Source organism: Vibrio sp. Y20_XG_PY13, from assembly GCF_024181925.1.
GTDB classification, from domain to species: domain Bacteria; phylum Pseudomonadota; class Gammaproteobacteria; order Enterobacterales; family Vibrionaceae; genus Vibrio; species Vibrio parahaemolyticus.
Window position 1 is genome coordinate 61,786 of the sequence record NZ_JAMZAL010000004.1, and the last position, 14,984, is coordinate 76,769.

At 46.7% G+C, this 14,984-nt stretch carries 10 protein-coding genes; 9 read left to right on the forward strand and 1 reads right to left on the reverse strand.

Annotation, left to right across the window (positions count from 1 at the left end; translation table 11 throughout):
- Positions 1–9 precede the first annotated feature (9 nt).
- On the forward strand, positions 10–273 hold the full coding sequence (locus NL646_RS11610; RefSeq protein ID WP_140242429.1) for a YfcL family protein: 264 nt from the start codon (positions 10–12) through the stop codon (positions 271–273).
- A 279-nt stretch (positions 274–552) separates the two neighbouring features.
- Entirely contained in the window at positions 553–1,077 is a 525-nt protein-coding gene (locus tag NL646_RS11615) for an NADPH-dependent FMN reductase (protein WP_253664253.1), read from the forward strand.
- 103 nt (positions 1,078–1,180) lie between these two features.
- Here the strand turns inward: NL646_RS11615 and mnmC are convergent, their stop codons facing one another.
- Complete coding sequence (gene mnmC, locus NL646_RS11620; protein ID WP_140285948.1) at positions 1,181–3,199, reverse strand: bifunctional tRNA (5-methylaminomethyl-2-thiouridine)(34)-methyltransferase MnmD/FAD-dependent 5-carboxymethylaminomethyl-2-thiouridine(34) oxidoreductase MnmC; 2,019 nt, start codon at positions 3,197–3,199, stop codon at positions 1,181–1,183.
- 128 nt (positions 3,200–3,327) lie between these two features.
- On the opposite strand from mnmC, the gene fabB reads away from it, so the two are divergent.
- From fabB to folC, 7 genes are all read left to right on the forward strand, one after another.
- On the forward strand, positions 3,328–4,539 hold the full coding sequence (fabB, locus tag NL646_RS11625) for a beta-ketoacyl-ACP synthase I (RefSeq protein WP_005460738.1): 1,212 nt from the start codon (positions 3,328–3,330) through the stop codon (positions 4,537–4,539).
- 398 nt (positions 4,540–4,937) lie between these two features.
- Positions 4,938–6,071, forward strand: coding sequence for a 4-phosphoerythronate dehydrogenase (locus NL646_RS11630; protein ID WP_005494418.1), 1,134 nt, complete (start codon positions 4,938–4,940; stop codon positions 6,069–6,071).
- Positions 6,068–7,081, forward strand: coding sequence for an aspartate-semialdehyde dehydrogenase (locus NL646_RS11635; RefSeq protein ID WP_065788117.1), 1,014 nt, complete (start codon positions 6,068–6,070; stop codon positions 7,079–7,081). The genes NL646_RS11630 and NL646_RS11635 overlap by 4 nt, the downstream gene beginning before the upstream one ends.
- A 199-nt stretch (positions 7,082–7,280) precedes the next feature.
- Entirely contained in the window at positions 7,281–11,681 is a 4,401-nt protein-coding gene (locus NL646_RS11640) for a FimV/HubP family polar landmark protein (RefSeq protein WP_253664254.1), read from the forward strand.
- A gap of 89 nt (positions 11,682–11,770) precedes the next feature.
- The gene (gene truA / locus NL646_RS11645) at positions 11,771–12,565 is read left to right on the forward strand and encodes a tRNA pseudouridine(38-40) synthase TruA (RefSeq protein WP_025548036.1); all 795 of its coding nucleotides are present in this window, start codon (positions 11,771–11,773) and stop codon (positions 12,563–12,565) included.
- A 184-nt stretch (positions 12,566–12,749) separates the two neighbouring features.
- Positions 12,750–13,676 (forward strand): acetyl-CoA carboxylase, carboxyltransferase subunit beta, encoded by a 927-nt coding sequence (gene accD / locus NL646_RS11650; protein WP_005460141.1) that lies wholly within the window; start codon positions 12,750–12,752, stop codon positions 13,674–13,676.
- Positions 13,677–13,721: 45 nt separating this feature from the next.
- A complete protein-coding gene (folC, locus tag NL646_RS11655) occupies positions 13,722–14,984 on the forward strand; it encodes a bifunctional tetrahydrofolate synthase/dihydrofolate synthase (RefSeq protein WP_253664255.1) in 1,263 nt (420 codons plus the stop codon).

Here is a 14,984-nt window from a genome sequence, read left to right on the forward strand (position 1 = left end):
AGAAACTCCATGATTATTGAATTTGAAGAAAAACTACTAGAACTGATTGATGCTCGTATTGAAAACGCATCTGATGATGAACTGTTTGCTGGTGGTTATCTACGTGGTCACATCTCTCTGTCTGCCGCATCTTGTGAAGAAGACGGCATCAACGATGTTGAAGAGCTAAAATTTCGTATCGCGAACAGCCTAGAAGAAGCACGTGCAGAACTGACGCCTGCGGATCGCGTGATTGTTAGTGATCTATGGCAAGAACTGCAATCACAAGCATAATATCTACGAATTGCAGTAAATGAGTGCTCAGTGTAGCTGAATGAAAGCCTGTTAACCTTGTTGTGACTATTTTTTTCAACGGGTTATATCAAACGTCACCTTATTCTAGGCGTGCTTCTTGGCTATTTCTGAGCATATCTTTTCTATCGTTATCTCGCCTTTTAGTTGAAATCAACTCCTTCGAAATATTCGAATCTCTCCATAAGATTTTTGTGGTTGTTGCCAGCCTGTTTAACTTTTATTCTGCAAAGCATAAAACGTGAACAAAGGAATATAACCATGAAAATTGTCGCATTCGGTGCTTCTACCAGCTCAACCTCAATCAACAAAACGCTTGCTACTTACGCCGCTCAACAAGTAGAAGGCGCGCAAGTGAACGTGTTGGATTTAAACAACTACAACGTTCCAATGTTTAGTGAAGACAAAGAGAAAGAAATCGGTCAAGCGGAAGGCGCAATCGCTTTTTTACGCGAGCTAGAGCAAGCTGATGCCATCGTTGTATCATTTGCAGAGCACAACGGTTCTTACGCTGCGGCTTACAAAAACTTGTTCGATTGGGCAACGCGTATCGAGCGCAATGTGTTCCAAAATAAACCGGTAGTTTACCTTGCTACGTCACCGGGCCCTGGTGGTGTACAAAGCGTGCTAGCGGCGGCAACGGGTTCAGCGTCATTTTTTGGAGCGGACGTCAAAGCGTCGCTTTCGGTACCAAGTTTTTACGAGAACTTTGACTTGGAGTCGGGTGAGATTGTAAATCAAGAAATTGCAGAGCAAGTGAAACAAGCCGTCGCGTTGCTCAAGTAATACGCCATTAAAAAAGAGATTCCCGACGCGTGATTTCGCGGGCTTGGGAATCTCTTATTCGTTATCTACTTAATATCCATGTAGTTGTCTGCTTGGTGCCGATTTAAAGCTCGGTAATCGCTTTGCCTTTGCGTAATTTGCGTATCCACATACGGCTTGGGTGAAGTTCTGCCAGCACATCGACAGGGAGTGGCAGCGGGTCCCCACAGATTTGCGAGGCCAACACTTCTGCCAACAGAGGCGCAGAGCTTAGACCTCGAGAGCCTAAACCTAAGAAGCAGAAAAGGTTAGGGAATTGGTGAATCGCTTCAACCTCTTCTTCTGGTTGATTTTGCAAATCTGCATATTGAGATTTGATTGTTTCGAAATCACCCACATTCCCAACAAACGGCAGATGGTCTCGACTCACGCAACGAATACCTTGGCGTGACAAATTGCCCGATGTATCCACTTCTTTGGTCCATTCCTGATTTGGAATGCATTTGACCAACTTTTCTACGTTATCTCGTTGTGCGTTTTCATCAAACTCATAGTCTAAATGACTGCGATCGTAACTGGCACCAATGCAAAGGTGTTGGTTATTTGGGTTAACAGGCGTCATGTAACCGTCGTAACACAGTACAGTTTTGAGTTTAGATAGGGTTTTCGTTGCTGGCGCGTGACTCACTTGTCCTTTTACTTGTCCCATCGGTAAGGCTTCAGTTTGGCTTAGTGTTTGGAACTCGTTGCCGTTAGCAACTACAACGGTTGAATGTTCGAAGTTCTGGCCGTTCGCCTTTAATGTCCAAAGCTGACGCGCTTCGTCCCAAGTTAGTGACTCGACTTGATGCTCGAACTTCGCTTCAAAAAGATCGGTTTTTTCTAGTTGAGTAATCAGCCCGCGAGTTAATTCCGCAGGGCACAACCAACCGCCCATTGGGTAATGAACCGATGCCATATCAATGGATAAGCCGATTGTCTCCGCCGTTTCTTCCGCAGACAATTTACGAATGAGCGCTGGAGTGAAGTTTCCCTCAAGCATTTTCTCTAGTTTGTCTGTGGATTTGTCATCCCACATCAGCTGAGTTACACCACACCAATCATGGTCAAAATCGATTTCTTGCGCTGCTTGCTCGACAAATTGACGTGCGAACAAAAATGCTGGCGCAAACACACGAGATACACCTGTATGTGGGCCATTAAGCAGAGGATAAACGGCACCTTGACGGTTGCCAGATGCCCCTTCGGCTGGTTGAGTGTCTTTGCAGTAAAGCGTGACGTTTTGGCCACGACGAACCAACGTTTTCGCTAACGCCGCGCTGGCAATACCGCCTCCGATTATGGCAATCGAATCAAGATTGCTGGACGCCGTTCGATTGAACCACGCAAGATGGTTCGATTGCTTTTCGCGTTGTTCCATCGAGCCTGCGATCATTTCACGCTTGGTGCCAAAGCCTTTGACTTTTTTCATTGCAAAGCCAGCTTCGTTCAATCCTCGACGCACAAAGCCCGCTGCGGTAAAAGTGGCAACTGTACAGTCTTGCTTGGCTAACTTAGCCATGTTGTTGAACAGATTTTGGTTCCACATTTCTGGGTTTTTACTTGGCGCGAATCCATCTAAAAACCAAGCGTCAATCAAACCTTGTTCGTTGTATGGGACTTGCGGCATGCAGTCTTTGATGTCGCCAAACCAAAGGTCGAGTGTAATTGCGCCATCTTCAAGCACAATTCGGTGACACTCAGGTACGGCAGCAGGGTAGTGCTTTTGCAGCTTTTCTGCATACTCAGCCAACTCCGGCCACGCTTCGTGTGCTTTTTTCAAATCCGCTAGGCTTAGCGGGTATTTTTCAAAACTAATGAAGTGCAGCTCTTTTAGCGCTGCATCTGGGTGGTTGCGACGAAATTCATTAAACCATTGCCATACAGCAAGAAAGTTCAGTCCCGTGCCAAATCCGGTTTCACCAATAACAAAGCGTCTTTGGTCAAATTCCTGCCATCTTTCTGGGAGATGATTTTGTTTGAGGAAAACGTAGCGTGTCTCTTCAAGACCGTTTACGTTAGAAAAGTAAACATCATCAAATTGGTCAGAAACTGGCGTGCCAGCTTCGTTCCAACCAAGTTCAGCATTTTTAATTGAAGTCATAATGGTGCAAATTTGTGATTTGGCGCGGTAAGAATGGGGCGATTGTACGAATTTATGGGAAAGCTGACCACTTTTGTTGACTATCTTAGTTATCATCTAGCGGATTTTTGAATTATAGGAATGTCATAATGAAACGAGTCGTAATCACCGGTATGGGTATTGTTTCAAGTATCGGTAACAACGTCGAAGAAGTTCTAGCGTCTCTTAAAGCGGGCAAATCTGGCATCACTGCGTCTGAGCAGTTCAAAGAACACGGTCTTCGTTCGCAAGTTTGGGGTGATCTAAAGATCAACCCTGCGGAGCATATTGACCGTAAACAGATGCGCTTTATGGGTGATGCGGCTGCTTATGCATACCTATCAATGCAGCAGGCGATTGAAGACGCTGGTCTAACTGAAGAACAAGTTTCAAACGATCGTACAGGTATCGTTGCTGGTTCTGGTGGTGCTTCTGCATTAAACCAAACGGTAGCAACCGATATTATGCGCGAGAAAGGCGTAAAACGCGTAGGCCCTTACATGGTTCCTCGTACTATGTCTTCTACCGTATCAGCATGTCTTGCGACACCATTTAAAATTCGTGGTGTGAACTACTCAATGAGTTCAGCTTGTGCGACATCTGCACACTGTATCGGCCACGCAATGGAGCTTATCCAACTTGGCAAACAAGACATCGTGTTTGCTGGTGGTGGTGAAGAGCTAGATTGGTCTCAAACGATGATGTTTGATGCGATGGGCGCACTATCAACTAAATACAACGATACGCCAGAAAAAGCGTCTCGTACTTACGATGCAGACCGTGACGGTTTTGTTATCTCTGGCGGCGGCGGCATGCTGGTTATCGAAGAACTTGAGCACGCTCTAGCACGTGGCGCGAAAATCTACGGCGAAATCGTAGGCTACGGTGCGACTTCTGATGGCTACGACATGGTAGCACCTTCAGGTGAAGGCGCAGTGCGTTGTATGAAGATGGCAATGCAAGATGTTGACAGCATTGATTACGTTAACACTCACGGTACGTCTACTCCAGTTGGCGACGTGAAAGAGCTAGGCGCAATCCAAGAGCTATTTGGCGACAACAGCCCAGCAATCTCTGCAACAAAAGCGATGACAGGTCACGCTCTAGGTGCGGCTGGTGTTCACGAAGCGATTTACTCGACTCTAATGCTAGACAACAACTTCATCGCGCCAAGCATCAATATTGAAAACTTGGATGAAGCGGCAAAAGGTCTGGATATCGTGACAGAAGCTCGCGACGCAGAGCTAACGACAGTCATGTCAAACAGCTTTGGCTTCGGTGGTACCAACGCAACATTGGTTATCAAAAAATACCAAGCGTAATCAACACCAAAGCTAACTGAATTTGTTGGTGTTGTTTATTGTGATTTGAACGCCAATAAACCAGTTTCCAGAGCTTGATCAGTCAAACTGATCGAACAGACGCAGACTCTATCCCAAGGAGAGCGGGATAGGATCCTTTTGTTCTGGAACTTTGCCCGGCTAATTTAGCCGGGCTTTTTCTTTTTTCATCATTCCGTTTTTTCGTGTTACTCATGTACTTTCCTTGTTGGGAAGTCCGTGATGCCGATTGTTGCTACCTCTACAAACCAAGCTATTCTCCGCTTTGAGGTTTATTGGGTTTATATCTTGAGATTTTTCCCGAAAAGGGCACAATCGCCATAGCTTCGCTTTTTGCGAATAAACAAACTCATAAAATGGATCTTAAAAACGCTGGCGCTATGAAAATTATTGTTGATGAAAACATGCCGTACGCTGAAGAGCTATTCAGCCAACTTGGTGAAGTGATTCTAAAACCGGGTCGTACCCTGACTGCTGATGACCTTATTGATATCGATGCTCTGATGATTCGATCGGTAACCAAAGTAAACGCTGAACTGATCAGCAAAGCGAACAAGCTCAAGTTTGTTGGTACGGCGACAGCGGGTATGGATCACGTCGACCAAGCTCTTTTGAAAGAAAAGGGTATTTTCTTTACTGCAGCACCGGGTTGTAACAAAGTTGGCGTTGCAGAGTACGCATTTAGCGTCATGATGGTACTCGCGCAGCAACAAGGTTTTTCGGTCTTTGATAAAACCGTAGGTATTATTGGTGCGGGCCAAGTGGGTAGCTATCTAGAGAAGTGCTTGAAAGGCATGGGCATCAACGTCCTTATCAACGACCCATTCAAGCAAGAGGCGGGTGATCCTCGCAGCTTTACTCCGTTAGCTGAGCTTATCGAACAATCAGACATCATCACACTACACACGCCAATCACTAAAGACGGCCTGCACCCAACGCATCATTTGATTGACGAGAAAGTACTGAACGGTCTTCGTGGTGATCAAATTCTTATCAATGCGGCGCGTGGCCCTGTGGTTGATAACCAAGCATTGAAGCAACGTTTAATGAAACAAGATGGTTTCACTGCGGCATTGGATGTCTTCGAATTTGAACCAGAGGTTGATATGGAGCTTCTGCCTCTGCTAGCATTCGCAACCCCTCACGTTGCAGGCTATGGCCTGGAAGGGAAAGCTCGCGGTACGACAATGATTTTCAATAGCTACTGTGAGTTCTTAAATAACGAATTACGTGCGCATGCCAGCGATTTACTGCCAACTGCGCCTGTTCCAACGATGATGTTGGACAGAGCATGGGATGAAGCAACACTGCATAACATCACACAGTTAATCTATGATGTGCGTAAAGATGACGCTCTTTTCCGTCGTGAAATCAGTAAGCCAGGTGCGTTTGACCTGATGCGTAAAAACTACTGGGATCGCCGCGAATACAGCGCTGTCACGCTAGTGGGAAATGAAACATGCAACCTTGCACCACTAGCAGAACTAGGTTTTCAGATTGAGGTAAGTCAATGAGCCAGCAATACAATGTTGCCATTTTGGGTGCGACCGGTGCGGTCGGTGAAACAATTTTAGAAGTGCTTCAAGAGCGCAAGTTCCCAGTCGGTGAACTGTTCCTATTGGCAAGTGAGCGTAGCGAAGGCAAGACTTACCGTTTCAATGGTAAAACCGTACGCGTACAAAACGTAGAAGAGTTTGATTGGTCTCAAGCGCACATCGCTCTGTTCTCGGCTGGTGGCGATCTATCTGCAAAATGGGCGCCAATCGCAGCTGATGAAGGTGTGATTGTTATCGACAACACGTCACACTTCCGTTACGAGTACGACATTCCTCTTGTTGTGCCTGAAGTAAACCCTGAAGCGATTGCTGAGTTCCGTAACCGTAACATCATTGCCAACCCAAACTGTTCGACTATCCAAATGTTAGTCGCACTTAAACCAATCCACGATGCCGTGGGTATTGAGCGTATCAACGTTTCAACTTATCAATCGGTATCAGGTGCAGGTAAGGCGGGCATTGATGAGTTGGCTGGTCAAACCGCTAAGTTGCTAAATGGTCTGCCAGCTGACAAGAAGCAGTTCTCACAACAGATCGCGTTTAACTGTATTCCACAAATCGATCAGATGATGGAAAACGGCTACACCAAAGAAGAAATGAAAATGGTGTGGGAAACTCAGAAAATCTTTAACGATCCTTCAATCACCGTAAACCCAACGTGTGTTCGTGTGCCGGTGTTCTACGGCCACGCAGAAGCGGTTCACGTTGAAACTCGTTCACCAATAGACGCGCAAGAAGTAATTAACCTTCTTGAGCAAACCGAAGGTGTAGAAGTATTCCACGGTGACGATTTCCCAACACAAGTTCGTGATGCGGGCGGTAAAGATCACGTAATGGTTGGCCGCATTCGCAACGATATTAGCCACCACTGCGGCGTAAACCTATGGGTTGTAGCTGACAACGTGCGCAAAGGTGCAGCAACGAACGCTGTACAAATCGCCGAAGTACTGATCCGCGATTACTACTAAGTTAGTGGTATAAGAACCGTAAAGCCTCGCATTAAGCGAGGCTTTTTTTGTTCGAACGATGTAAATTTGTGTGAGATTAGTACGAATATGGCGAGAGCCACACATTTTTTACCCCCAAAGCTATAGTTTTGCGTGGTATATCCGATATATTTAACCGATCACCATTTCAAATTGTTTCTAGCACAAAACTGAGCCTTCTATGCGTCAAAATTATAAGCGTTTGTTAGCAGCCCTTGTGTTGATGAGCGCGACTCAGACATCGTCAGTGGTTCAAGCCGAAGGGATTCGTCTCGTTGGGCCGTCTGGTGAAGTGCAATCATCTCCGAGCTATGCTGAAGAGATCGAACGAGCATTACCTACTCCACCTGAGAATACTCAGCCTTCGCGCTTTTTCGGCCCGACAGGTGAAAACCAAACTCTGTGGTCGATTGCTTCTGAGCTAAGACCGTCACGTAATGTCTCGGTGCAACAAACGCTTCTCGCCATTTATCGAATCAACCCTCAAGCGTTTGACAATCAAAACATCCACGAGCTGATCCCAGGCAGCCGTCTTCGTGTTCCCTCATTAGAGCAAGTTCGCAGTGCGACGACTGAGCAAGCTGTTGCCATTATGAAGGCGCATGAGTTACGACTAAAACAACCCAAGCCAGAAAAGCCAGCTCCAGTTAAACAGATAGAGGTTAAACCTGCACCTGTTGCAGAGCCTACCGCGCCAAAACCGCCAGTTGTTACTCCACCAAAACCTGAACCAGTTAAACCTGTTGAAACGACAGCAAACGTGCCACCAGTTTCGACGTCACCACAAGGTGAAAAGCAGGTCAGTGATCTAAAAGACAAGCTGCAGGGCTCGCAAAGTGAGCTTGAATCACTAGAAGAGAAAAACCATCGTTTGCGCCTCATGTTGTCTCAAGTTCAGAGCGAAGTTGAAACACTCAAAAGCGAGCTTAACGACGAAGAGCGCATTCGTTCGGAAGTGGAAAAACTGTTGGCAGAGGAGCGCCAACGTGTTGCTGAGCAGCAACGCATGCAGCCAAGTACGATGGATAAGATTCTATCCAATGGTTGGCTAGTCGGACTCGCTGCCCTGATTCCAGGTGCGCTGCTTGCATTGTTGGTTGTCATGCTACTTGGTCGTCGCTCGAAAGCGAAAGAAGAGGAAGCCGCGCAGCAGCAGGCACAAGATATCGACCCGCTTGCGGCACCAATTGGTTTAGCTGCCGCTGACCAACTTGATGATGAGCTCAGCCTAGATGATGACTTGTTTGGTGATGATGACTCTGAACCGCTGTTAGAGCAGGATGAGAAAGCAGAGCTTGAAGAGGATGTCTTCGCGAACCTAGATGACGAAGAACTAGACTTCAACTTAGAAGGCGATGACGGCGAAGATCCATTTGCCGGTATCGGCGATGATGGTGATTTAGACGTTGGATTTGACGAGTTTGATTCTTCAACGAGCGGTATTCAAGTCAATGGCGACGAGAAAGCGCTGGGCCTTGAAGAGATGGAACGTGCGCTTGATGAAGTGACGCCAGAACTTGAAGTGCTCGACGAAGACGAAACAGGCTTCGACTTGTCCGACGACGATAACGCTATTTCTGATGATGAATTTGCCAAACTTCTTGCTGATGATGAACCATCGGAAGACCTTTCAAGTGGCAGCGTTGATCAAGCGATGCTGGACGACTTATTCGCAGAACTTGGCGACGATGATTTAGATCTTGACGTTGAAGATACCAAGCCAGAGCCGCAAGTCTCAGACGAGGATTTCTCGGCAGGAGAGGCGTCGGATGACGATATTGATAAGCTATTAGCTCAATACGATCAACCAGCAGAAGAAACATCAACTGAGCTTGACCCACTTGATGAACTCGAAAGTCTGGCGGGTTTGACTGATGACACCGATATCGATGAAAACAGCACTGAGCTACTCGACGAATTGATCGATTTCGATGAAGACGAAACCGAGGAAGAGTTCGATCCGCTCAACGAATTGGAAGCGCTATCTGATTTTGAGGCTGAAGAAGTAATTGAGGAACTCGACGAAAACAGCGTTGATTTACTCGATGAGTTACTGCAAGACGACGATGATGAGCCCGTTTTAGAAGACGAGACCACGAGCGAGCTTGACCCATTCGATGATTTGATTCGTGAGGATGAGGTAGTCACTGCTGATGAGAGTCAGTTAGACGATGACTTGGTGGCTGATTTTGGTTTTGAAGAGATTGAGCCTCAAACGGAACAAAATAAAGCGCTTGAGCCAGAGGAAGAAAAGCCGCTAACCGCGCAGGTTGAAGAAGACGCCTCAGAGTTAGAATTTGAATCTGGCTTAGATATCGACGCTCTGCTGAGTGAGGCGCAGCAACAACCTGTAGCTCCAGAACCAACGGAATCATTACAAGAAGAAAGCGTCCCGTTTAATAGCAATGACTTCTTAGGTGATCTTGAGGAAATGTCGCCAGAGCATGATCCTCTGATGACTGAGCTGGATGAACTGTTTGAATCTGATAACACCGTTCTTGAAGAAACTGAGCAAGAAAGTGCAGGCTTTGCCGCCGAGCTAGATGCACTTCTGGAAGGCAAAGACGGTTTTGCTGAAGAGTTAGAAAACTCATCTGTCAAAGAGAATTTGATGCCATCGGCTGAAGAGCTGCCCTCTGAAAATGGTGAGTATCAACTTCGCGAGGAACAGACTGAACCAGAAATTACCAGTAAAGAGGAAGAACCTGCATTCACGCCAACGCCGAATACCGTTGAGAATGAATTTGGCGTTCCTCAAGAAGAAGACTGGTTACTAGACGACGTTGAGCCTGAAGCTGAAAACAAACTTGAACAAGAACCTGTCGCGGCAACGTCCACTGACGTTGATGAAGACGAGTTCAACTTCGACGAACTGGAACTGCCAGAGTTTGATGAAGAAGATGCATTAGCATCTATGGCCGATGAACTTGATCTACCAGAATCTGAACGTGAAGCGGCAGCACCAGCGGCCGAAGCGGAAGAAGAATTCAACTTCTACGAACTGGAACTGCCAGAGTTTGACGAAGACGATGCATTAGCTTCAATGGCCGGTGAGCCTGAGCTACCAGAAGCTGAAGTTCAAACTGCAGAGCCGACCGCTGACGCGGAAGAAGAATTCAACTTCGACGAGCTGGAACTGCCAGAGTTTGATGAAGAAGATGCATTGGCATCCATGACGGCTGAACCTGAGCTACCAGAAGCTGAAGTTCAAACTGCAGAGCCGACCGCCGAAGCGGAAGAAGAATTCAACTTCGACGAACTGGAACTGCCAGAGTTCGACGAAGAAGATGCATTAGCATCTATGGCCGATGAGCCTGAGCTACCAGAAGCTGAAGTTCAAGCAGCAGCGCCAACCGTTGACGCGGAAGAAGAATTCAACTTCGACGAACTGGAACTGCCAGAGTTCGACGAAGAAGATGCGTTAGCTTCAATGGCCAGTGAGCCTGAGCTACCAGAAGCTGAAGTTCAAGCCGCAGCGCCAACCGTTGACGCGGAAGAAGATTTCAACTTCGACGAGCTGGAACTGCCAGAGTTCGACGAAGAAGATGCGTTAGCTTCAATGGCCGATGAGCCTGAGCTACCAGAATCTGAAGTTCAAGCCGCAGCACCAACGGCCGAAGCGGAAGAAGAATTCAACTTCGACGAACTGGAACTGCCAGAGTTCGACGAAGAAGATGCATTAGCGTCTATGGCTGATGAACCTGAGCTACCAGAATCTGAACGTGAAGCGGCAGCACCAGCAGCCGAAGCGGAAGAAGAGTTCAATTTCGATGATACTGAACTGCCAGAGTTCAGTGAAGAAGATGCTATAGCGGCTATGGCTGAAGCATCACCTTCATCTGAATCAGAAGTTGCGCCTAAGCCAACTCTCCAGGCAGATAATGACCATGATGCGCTTTTTGAAGTCTTCGCTCAAAACAGTTTTGATCAAGAGGTAGAGCAGCCAACTGTTATTGAATCTCCATCTGAGTTAGACGATTTTGATGAATCAACGATGGCTAACTTGCTTGCAGATGAGCCAAGTGCTGAAGCGTTTGATGGCAAACTCGACAGCGATACCATTGCAAGTGCAGGCATGGATTTCGAAACCATGTTGGATGTCGGTGATGACTGGGATGGTTTTAAGCCAGCATCAGACATGGCTGAACCATCGGTTATGGAAGAAGTCCCTGAAGACCAGCAAGAAGTGTGGAGTTCGAGCGAAGCGCTGACTCAACCTGAAATCGCGCAAGAGAACTGGGCCGAGCAGGAAGATCTTGATGACTTTGACCCTAAGAAAAATCAGTTTATGACTATTGATGAACTGATGGCTCAAGTGGACAAAGAAGGTGGTGAGTTTGAAGAGCAAGAACTGATGCTCGATGTCGGTTTGAATGAGTTCCCTGATGTGATTGGTGATATCGGTGACGTTGATGTAGATACCAATGCAGAAGCAGCAGGTAAGTTGGACCTTGCTAAAATCTATCTTGAAATGAACGATCCTCAAGGTGCGATCAAACTGTTAGAAGAGGCGATAGTTTACGGTGAAGATGACATTCGCCGAGAAGCGAAAAACCTCATCGATACCATAAACGGTCGATAAATCAAAAAGGGTAGCGAGAGCTGCCCTTTTTGTATCTGAAGGGACTTGAGTATATACTTCCCGCCCCATTTTAGAGTTCGAAGGTTAAGATGAGAATCGCATTAGGTATCGAATACAACGGTACAAATTATTTTGGTTGGCAACGCCAAAGAGAAGTGAAAAGTGTTCAAGAAGAACTAGAGAAAGCGTTGTCCATCGTTGCGAACCACCCTGTCGAAGTGCAGTGTGCAGGTCGTACTGATGCGGGTGTACATGGTACGGGACAAGTTGTTCACTTTGATACCAACGTTAATCGAAAAATGGTGGCTTGGACGATGGGCGCAAATGCGAACATGCCAAGTGACATCGCTGTTCGCTGGGCAAAAGAAGTTCCTGATGACTTCCATGCGCGATTCTCAGCAACAGCGCGTCGTTACCGCTACATCATTTTTAATCACGCATTGCGCCCAGGCATTTTGAACTCGGGTGTGAGCCATTATCACGGCGAGCTAGATGAAAAGAAAATGCATGAAGCCGGGCAATATTTGTTAGGTGAAAATGACTTTTCATCATTCCGTGCAGCGCATTGTCAGTCGTTGAGTCCGTGCCGTAATTTGATGCACCTAAACGTCACTCGTCATGGTGATTATGTTGTTATCGACATTAAAGCGAACGCGTTCGTTCATCACATGGTTCGAAACATCACAGGTAGCCTGATTAAAGTCGGTCGTGGTGAAGAAAAACCAGGGTGGATCAAGTGGTTGCTTGAGGCAAAAGATCGCAAACTTGCAGGTGCAACAGCGAAGGCTGAAGGTTTGTACTTAGTCGATGTCGATTATCCAGAAGAATTTGAATTGCCTTGCGTGCCGATCGGTCCGCTGTTTTTGCCAGATAATTTGAACTAAATTCACAAACTTGCTTCAAAATATCGGTAGTGTAGCCGCATAACATCAGTAATTAACGATATCGAAAATAGGTACAACCAGTTTTTTATCTACACTCGTCGCAAGATATGGTTTAATCCGTCGGTATTATTTCGAATTTATATCTTTCGCAATGAAGCGGAAGAGTTGAGAGAAAAGGTCTTCCATGAGTTGGCTTGAAAAGATTTTAGAGAAAAGTAACCTAGTTAGTTCACGTAAAGCTTCTATCCCAGAAGGTGTGTGGACGAAATGTACCTCTTGTGAGCAGGTTCTTTACCATGCTGAACTTGAGCGTAACCTAGAAGTTTGTCCTAAGTGTAACCATCACATGCGTATGAAAGCGCGTCGTCGTTTGGAAACATTCTTGGACGAAGGTAACCGTGTTGAGCTAGGCACTGAGCTTGAGCCTCAAGACAAACTGAAGTTTAAAGATTCTAAGCGATACAAAGAACGTATCTCTGCAGCACAAAAGAGCAGTGGCGAGAAAGATGCGCTAATCGTTATGCAAGGTGAGCTATTAGGCATGCCTCTAGTAGCGTGTGCGTTTGAATTCTCTTTCATGGGCGGTTCAATGGGCTCTGTGGTTGGTGCTCGCTTTGTTAAAGCAGTAGAAGCAGCAATCGAGAACAACTGCGCGCTTGTGTGTTTCTCTGCAAGTGGCGGCGCTCGCATGCAAGAGGCGCTGATGTCTCTAATGCAAATGGCGAAAACCAGTGCGGCACTTGAGCGTCTGTCAGAAAAAGGCCTGCCATTTATTTCGGTTCTTACTGACCCAACCATGGGCGGTGTATCGGCAAGTTTGGCGATGCTGGGTGATATCAACATTGGTGAGCCTAAAGCGTTGATCGGCTTTGCAGGTCGTCGTGTAATCGAGCAAACGGTACGTGAAGATCTTCCTGAAGGTTTCCAACGTAGCGAATTCCTGCTTGAGCACGGTGCAATTGATATGATCGTTGACCGTCGTGAAATGCGTCAACGTGTGGGTGGTCTTATCGCTAAGATGACTAACCACAAGTCTCCATTGGTGGTTTCGGTTAACGAATCTCCAAATGAAGAACCATATTCTGTACCAGAAGTGGACGAAAAAGGGTAAAGTAACAACTAACATAAAGCCAAAGAAATTAATGGTTAAAGTTAGATGACCCAAAACCCAATTCCTCAAGCCACATCTCCTCTAGCGATGTGGCTTGATTATTTATCAAATATTCATTCCTCAGCTATCGATTTAGGCTTAGACCGCGTTCAAGCGGTAGCGACAAAAGCCAATCTCACCAAACCTGCTCCCACCGTAATCACTGTTGCCGGAACCAATGGCAAAGGCTCAACGTGTGCGCTAATGGAAGCAATCTTACTCGACGCTGGCTATTCGGTAGGCGTTTACAGTTCTCCTCATCTGATTCGTTATAACGAGCGTGTGCGCATTAATGGTGTAGACGTGGAAGATGCTAAGCACTGTGAAGCGTTTGACTATGTAGAAAAACAACGTGGTGACATCAGTTTAAGTTTGTTCGAGTTCGGCACGCTTGCAGCGCTGCGTATTTTCCAAGTCGAAAACGTCGATGTAGTGCTTCTTGAAGTTGGTTTAGGTGGGCGATTAGATGCAACAAACGTCGTTGAACACGATGTGTCAGTGATCACCAGCCTGGCGATCGACCATGTAGATTGGCTTGGTGACGACATCAATGTTATCGGCTTTGAAAAAGCGGGCATCTACCGCGCAGGTAAACCCGCGATTTGTGGTCAACCACTGCCTCCAGCGACGGTTGCAGCCCATGCTGATGATATCGGTGCTGAATTCTTCCAAGTCGGCATCCAGTTTGACTACGCTCTAACTGAGAAAGGTTGGAAGTGGAGTAGTGGTGCTTTTGCGCTTGAGGATCTTCCTCTGCCTTCGCTACCGCTTCCAAATGCTGCCACTGCTTTAATGGCTCTAGGCGCGTCGGAATTGCAAATCACTGACATAAACATCGTGAATGGCTTGAATAATGCTCGACTCGCGGGTCGAATGCAGGTACTTCAACACGAGCCAGAAATTGTGTTGGACGTGGCGCACAACCCTCACTCTGCTGAGTATTTAGTTGAAAAGGTAAAAACTCAGTACGCAGGGAAAACTATCCACGTTGTAATTGCAATGCTGCATGATAAAGACATCAAAGCGACATTGGCCGCGCTTAAGCCCATCGTGACGCATTGGTATCCAGCATCGTTGACTGGGCCACGGGCTGCAACGGCGGATGAATTATGCCAGTACCTACCGCAAGGGCAAGTTCAGTTCCAAACATCGGTTGAAGCGTTTGAGAGTGCATTAAGCAGCGCTGCTTCAAACGATCTTGTGTTGGTCGCGGGCTCATTCCATACCGTAGGTGAGGTATTGGAGTATTGGCAATCAAAGAATAAGTAA

What these genes read in the sequence shown, in the direction of transcription:
- NL646_RS11610 (WP_140242429.1), top strand. Translation starts at nt 10, where the DNA reads ATGATTATTGAATTTGAAGAAAAACTACTAGAACTGATTGATGCTCGT.
- NL646_RS11615 (WP_253664253.1), top strand. Translation starts at nt 553, where the DNA reads ATGAAAATTGTCGCATTCGGTGCTTCTACCAGCTCAACCTCAATCAAC.
- mnmC (WP_140285948.1), bottom strand. Translation starts at nt 3,199, where the DNA reads ATGACTTCAATTAAAAATGCTGAACTTGGTTGGAACGAAGCTGGCACG.
- fabB (WP_005460738.1), top strand. Translation starts at nt 3,328, where the DNA reads ATGAAACGAGTCGTAATCACCGGTATGGGTATTGTTTCAAGTATCGGT.
- NL646_RS11630 (WP_005494418.1), top strand. Translation starts at nt 4,938, where the DNA reads ATGAAAATTATTGTTGATGAAAACATGCCGTACGCTGAAGAGCTATTC.
- NL646_RS11635 (WP_065788117.1), top strand. Translation starts at nt 6,068, where the DNA reads ATGAGCCAGCAATACAATGTTGCCATTTTGGGTGCGACCGGTGCGGTC.
- NL646_RS11640 (WP_253664254.1), top strand. Translation starts at nt 7,281, where the DNA reads ATGCGTCAAAATTATAAGCGTTTGTTAGCAGCCCTTGTGTTGATGAGC.
- truA (WP_025548036.1), top strand. Translation starts at nt 11,771, where the DNA reads ATGAGAATCGCATTAGGTATCGAATACAACGGTACAAATTATTTTGGT.
- accD (WP_005460141.1), top strand. Translation starts at nt 12,750, where the DNA reads ATGAGTTGGCTTGAAAAGATTTTAGAGAAAAGTAACCTAGTTAGTTCA.
- folC (WP_253664255.1), top strand. Translation starts at nt 13,722, where the DNA reads ATGACCCAAAACCCAATTCCTCAAGCCACATCTCCTCTAGCGATGTGG.